Origin of the sequence: Streptomyces africanus, assembly GCF_002150735.1 — a bacterium.
Taxonomy (GTDB): Bacteria; Actinomycetota; Actinomycetes; order Streptomycetales; family Streptomycetaceae; genus Streptomyces; species Streptomyces africanus.
Genome location: NZ_MUKA01000389.1, coordinates 1 through 5,687, shown reverse-complemented (window position 1 = coordinate 5,687; position 5,687 = coordinate 1). Strand labels below are relative to the sequence as shown.

Sequence of the window (5,687 nt, the reverse complement as noted above, 5' to 3'; positions counted from 1 at the left end):
TGCGCATGGCCTCCTCGTAGGAGCCGAACTCGATCAGCGCCAGATAGCGGCGCGGATTGTCGCGGTCCTTGAGCAGCATCCGCTGTGCGGGGCCGCCCGGCCGGCCGGCGAAGCGCTTCGCCGCCTCGTCGAGCAGCTGCTCCATCTCGCCCAGGCGCTCGGTCTCGAAGTCGATGATCTGTACGAACTTCATGGCACCTCCAGCCGGCCACGGCGCCCCCGGGCCGGGGAACGCGCTCAAGAACAAACAAGCACCGGGACCGGTGGTCGGCAATTCGCCGGCCACCGGTCCCGGTGATGGTCGTTCCTCCGTCCGACGTGGTCAGACGTCGATGCTGTCCTTCGGAGCGCCTCCGCTCCGCCCCTGCGCCGCCTCGGCCGCCGCCGCCTGCTTCTTCGAAGCCCGCAGACTGGTGATCGTGGTGACGATCAGGACGGCGCAGATCACGCCGAGCGAGACCGGAATGCTGATCTCGGGCACGTGCACCCCGGACTCGTGCAGCGCGTGCAGCACCAGCTTCACGCCGATGAAGCCGAGGATGATCGACAGGCCGTAGCTGAGGTGGACCAGCTTCCTCAGCAGGCCGCCGATGAGGAAGTACAGCTGGCGCAGACCCATCAAGGCGAACGCGTTGGCCGTGAAGACGATGTACGGGTCCTGAGTCAGGCCGAAGATCGCGGGGATGGAGTCGAGCGCGAACAGCACGTCCGTGGTGCCGATCGCCAGCATCACGACCAGCATCGGGGTCATGACCCGCTTGCCGTTCTCCTGGATCCACAGCTTGGTGCCGTGGTAGCGGTCCGCCACACCGAAGCGGCGCTCGGCGGCCTTGAGGAGCTTGTTCTCCTCCCAGTCCTCGTCCTCCTCGTCCGCCCGGGCCTCCTGGATGAGCTTCCAGGCGGTCCAGATGAGGAAGGCGCCGAAGATGTAGAAGACCCAGGAGAAGCTGGCGAGGATCGCGGCACCGGCGGCGATGAAGATGGCCCGCAGGACCAGGGCTATGAGGACACCGATCAGCAGGACGCGCTGCTGGTACTGCGAGGGCACCGCGAACTTCGCCATGATCAGGACGAAGACGAAGAGGTTGTCGACGCTCAGGGACTTCTCGGTGATGAAGCCCGCGAAGAACTCGCCGGCGGGCTGGCCACCGCCGAACACCAGCAGGCCGAGCCCGAACAGCGCGGCGAGGACGATCCAGACGACCGTCCAGATCCCGGCTTCCTTGATCGATACGTCGTGCGGCTTGCGGCCGATGAAGAAATCGACCGCGATCAGGGCGGCAAGCCCCACGATGGTCAGGACCCATAGGGTCACGGAAACATCCACTGCGCCTCCGGCAGTCGTAACGGCAAATGTCAGCGTCGTCGCTGCCGGAGGTCTCTTCCACCCAAGGATGGGCCGACGCCCCGGGATCTGGCCTGATCCGTATTGACGGGTACGCCGCAGCAGACAGGGAGTACTCCCCTCCGTGCCGTCAACAGTACCCCAATCACCAAGAACAGGTAAAGCGCTTGGCAAAATAAATACCAAAGGCCCTGGTCAGAGTGGCGTCAGAGGGCTTTACACATACTTGGTACGGGCGGCCGCGACCTGGGTGAGCACCCGCTGGAGGACCTGGCTGCCCGGCGGCACGAGCGAGGGCTCGTACGTCCAGGCATGACCGACCCACGGGTCGGCGAGATGATCGTCGGGCACGGGGGTCAGTCGCAGCAGCGAACGCCACAGCGGGTCGAGCAAAGGCCCGTACCCGGACGACTCCTCGCGGTCGGCCACCATCATCAGATGGACGCCGAAGGCGGGGCCCTCGTCGGCGAGGTAGCGCAGCTGGTTCACGGCCCGGTCGTCGAAGCCGTGCGGGAAGTCGTTGACGATCAGCAGCTGCTGGGAGGTGTCGAAGCCCGGCGGGAGGGAGTCCGCGGCCCCTCCCCGCACCGCCATCTGCACCAGGTCGACCCGCTGGGTGAGCCGGCCCAGCACGTCCGCCACCCCTGCGGCGCCGAGCGCGGGCGGGGCCGCGAGCACACCGGTCTGCACAAGGGGCGCGAGCGGCTGCGCACCCGAGCCGGCCGGGTCGATGACGTGGACGGTGAACTCCCCCGCCGGGTAGACGGCGAGCAGCCGGGCCGCGTGCGCGACCGCCGTCTCCAGGGCGAGACGCCCCAGGGCGTGCGAGTCCGCGAACGAACCGTCGGACGAGCCGGTCCGGCCGCTGTCGATCCACAGGCCGCGCTCCAGCGGCAGCCGGACCAGCATCGGGATGCGGATCCGGTCGGCCTCGGGGAGATGGAGGTCGCCCAGGCGCAGGGCCATGGGGATCTCCATCGGTACCCGGTAGGCGTGCCAGACGGGGCTGTCCCAGCGGGCGTACGCCGGCGGAAGGGCGGGTTCGACGACCTCGGCCTCGGCCACGAGCTGGGTGAGGTCCCGGTCGAGGGCCTCGCCGGCCTGGGCGACGAGCTGGTCGTGCCGGGCGCGGGCCGCCTCCCGGGCGGCGTCGCCCTGCCCGCCGATCCGGCTGCGCGGGTCGGAGAGGACCTGCTCCAGCTCCTTGTCCATGCGGGACTCGGCGAAGTCGACGGCGCTGCGGTAGGCGGCGGTGCTGCGGGCCAGGTCCTCGAACATGCCCCACACCTGGTTGTAGAGCCGCTCGTCCATGGACCAGCCGGTCGCGTCGCCCGCGACGGGCTGGGCAGGCTGCCCCGGTGCGGCCGGGGGTGCGGTGGGCGGCGGCGGGGGCGGAGCGGCGTTCTGGCGGCGCGGGTGGCTGTAATCGATCGGGCCGCCCGCGGTGGGCGCGGACGGCTGGGTGACGGCGTCGGGGTCCGGGGCCGCGCCGGGATACGACGGCGTCTGCGGCGCGGGCTGCCCCGGCCCACCGGGCGTCTGATCGCCGTACGGCGTCATCGGTGGTGTCTGCCCCGGCTGAGGCGCGGCGCCGCTCTGGTCCGGGCCGAGGGCCGGGGCCGCCGTCTGCCGGGAGCGGTCGCCGTCCGCCGTGCGCGGCGGAGGGGCCTGCACCGAGCGGGCCAGCCCCTGGGCCACCGCGTCGTGGATGCTGCCGGCGAGTCGGCGGGCCTCGGGCAGGCCCTGGTCGGTGAGGAGTTCGGCGAGGCCGCCCGCGTAGCCCTGGCCGACGGCGCGCACCTTCCAGGCGCCCTGCCGGCGGTAGAGCTCCAGGGCGACGACCGCCGACTCGGCCTCCAGGCCGGTGATGGTGTAGCTGGCGATCTCGGCGCCGTCGAGGCCGGTGACGGCGACGAACGGGGCGGCCACGGCACCGAAACGGGCCGGGCCCGCCCCGGCGGCGGGCAGGGCGAGCAGCACACCGACACGGTGGACGGCCTCCGGCACGGCGTCCAGATCCACGGCGAGGCGATGGTCGGCGGCGGCCTGCCGGGACACCTCGAGACCCGCCTGGGTGGGCGCACCCGGGTGGGCGACCCACTGCGCCCCGTGGATCCGGCCGTTCTCGTCGCTGAGCGCGGCCGCGGCCACGATCGGCGTGCCGGCCGAGATCCGGATCTCGAGGCGGGCCTGGGAGAGCGGGTGGTTCTGCCCCCGCACCAGCTCGGCCGTCATCGCCTTCTCCCCCTGTGTCGTTGTGTGGTGTCGTGTGCCGCTCGCCTGCCCGCCCCGGCCTGTTGACCCGGGAGCGTCAGAGGACGGGCAGGATCGCCGGCATGAGGTCCTGGAAGGTGCGGCCGTTGGCCGGGTTGCCGAGGGCCGTCATCGTCCAGCCCGGGCCCGAGCGGTGCACCTTGGCCATGATCTGGGCCGTGTACTGGCCGCCGCCGGCCAGGGTGTAGCGGGCGAGCTCCTGGCCGTTCGTCTCGTCGACCAGGCGGCAGAACGCGTTCTGCACCTCCTGGAACGTCTGGCCCGTGAAGGAGTTCACAGTGAAGACGATCTGGTCGATGTGGACCGGGACGCGCGAGAGGTCGACGAGGATCGCCTCGTCGTCGCCGCCCTGGCCGACACCGCCGACGAGGTTGTCACCGGTGTGGCGCACCGAGCCGTCGTCGCTCACCAGGTGGCGGAAGAAGACGACGTCGACGGGCTGCTTGTCGGCGAACAGGACGGCCGAGGCGTCGAGGTCGATCTCTCGCGTCCGCGAGCCGAACAGGCCGCGTCGGGGAGCCGCCTGCCAGCCGAGACCCATGCGCACCGCGGTCAGGCTGCCGCCGTCGTTCTTCTGCAGACTGATGGCCTGACCCTTGGTCATGTTGACGGTCACGCGCTGATCCCCTCTCGGACGTCCCCTGTTGCCGCGCAGTCGCGGTTGATCAGAACATTACGCAGGGGCACTGACAGTGACGTACCCCGGTCCGCACTTTGTGTCGGTCTTGCAACACTGCGCGTACGGGGCCCGCTGTCAGGCCAGGCCCGCCTCCTTCATCTGGCGCAGTTCCTTCTTCATCTCGGAGACCTCGTCGCGCAGCCGGGCCGCGATCTCGAACTGGAGGTCCGCGGCGGCGGCCCGCATGCGTGCGGTCAGCTCCTCGATCTGCTCGCCGAGTTCGGCCGCGGGGCGGTCGGTCGGCACCGTCTCCTTGGCCTTGCCCTTGCCCCTGGCCGTCTTGGCGCCCTCGGCGTCCCTGCCCAGGGAAGGCACCGGCGCCTTGGTGCCCCCGCCGTCCTTCTTCGCCTTGCGGTAGCCCGAGCCGAGCAGCTGCTCGGTGTCGATGTCCTCGCGGGCGATCTGGGCGACGATGTCGTTGATCTTCTTGCGGAGGGGCTGGGGGTCGATGCCCCGCTCCCTGTTGTACGCGACCTGCTTCTCCCGGCGCCGGTTGGTCTCGTCGATGGCCTTCGCCATCGCCGGGGTGATCTTGTCCGCGTACATGTGGACCTGGCCGGAGACGTTGCGCGCGGCGCGGCCGATGGTCTGGATCAGGGAGGTGCCGGAGCGCAGGAAGCCCTCCTTGTCGGCGTCCAGGATCGCCACCAGGGACACCTCGGGCAGGTCGAGGCCCTCCCGGAGGAGGTTGATGCCGACCAGCACGTCGTACTCACCGGCGCGCAGCTCACGCAGGAGTTCGACACGGCGCAGGGTGTCGACGTCGCTGTGCAGATAGCGCACCTGGATGCCCAGCTCCAGGAAGTAGTCCGTGAGGTCCTCGGCCATCTTCTTGGTGAGCGTGGTGACCAGGACGCGCTCGTCCTTCTCGGTGCGCTGCCGGATCTCGTGCACCAGGTCGTCGATCTGACCCTCCGTGGGCTTGACGACGACTTCCGGGTCGACGAGGCCGGTGGGCCGGATGATCTGCTCGACGACTCCGTCCGAGCGGGAGAGCTCGTAGGCGCCCGGGGTCGCCGACAGGTAGACCGTCTGGCCGATGCGCTCCTGGAACTCCTCCCATTTCAGCGGGCGGTTGTCCAGGGCGGAGGGCAACCGGAAGCCGTGGTCGACGAGGGTGCGCTTGCGGGAGGCGTCGCCCTCGTACATGGCGCCGATCTGCGGGACCGTGACGTGCGACTCGTCGATGACGAGGAGGAAGTCGTCCGGGAAGTAGTCCAGCAGGGTGTTGGGCGGGGAGCCGGGCAGGCGGCCGTCGAAGTGCATCGAGTAGTTCTCCACGCCGGAGCAGGAGCCGATCTGGCGGAGCATCTCGATGTCGTACGTCGTGCGCATCCTCAGGCGCTGGGCCTCCAGGAGCTTGCCCTGCTTCTCCAGCTCGGCGAGGCG

4 protein-coding genes and 1 pseudogene are annotated in these 5,687 nt (G+C 70.3%); all 5 read right to left on the bottom strand.

Annotation, left to right across the window (positions count from 1 at the left end; translation table 11 throughout):
- Nucleotides 1-193, bottom strand: a pseudogene (locus CCL05_RS37120) (hypothetical protein); the annotation flags it as partial.
- Nucleotides 194-322: 129 nt separating this feature from the next.
- On the bottom strand, nt 323-1,327 hold the full coding sequence (locus CCL05_RS37115) for a TerC/Alx family metal homeostasis membrane protein (protein WP_086565040.1): 1,005 nt from the start codon (nt 1,325-1,327) through the stop codon (nt 323-325).
- A gap of 234 nt (nt 1,328-1,561) precedes the next feature.
- A complete protein-coding gene (locus tag CCL05_RS37110) occupies nt 1,562-3,580 on the bottom strand; it encodes a TerD family protein (RefSeq protein ID WP_086565039.1) in 2,019 nt (672 codons plus the stop codon).
- 76 nt (nt 3,581-3,656) lie between these two features.
- Entirely contained in the window at nt 3,657-4,235 is a 579-nt protein-coding gene (locus CCL05_RS37105; RefSeq protein ID WP_010039633.1) for a TerD family protein, read from the bottom strand.
- 138 nt (nt 4,236-4,373) lie between these two features.
- A partial coding sequence (locus CCL05_RS37100) for a helicase-related protein (protein ID WP_208641699.1) occupies nt 4,374-5,687 on the bottom strand: 1,314 nt, incomplete at its 5' end.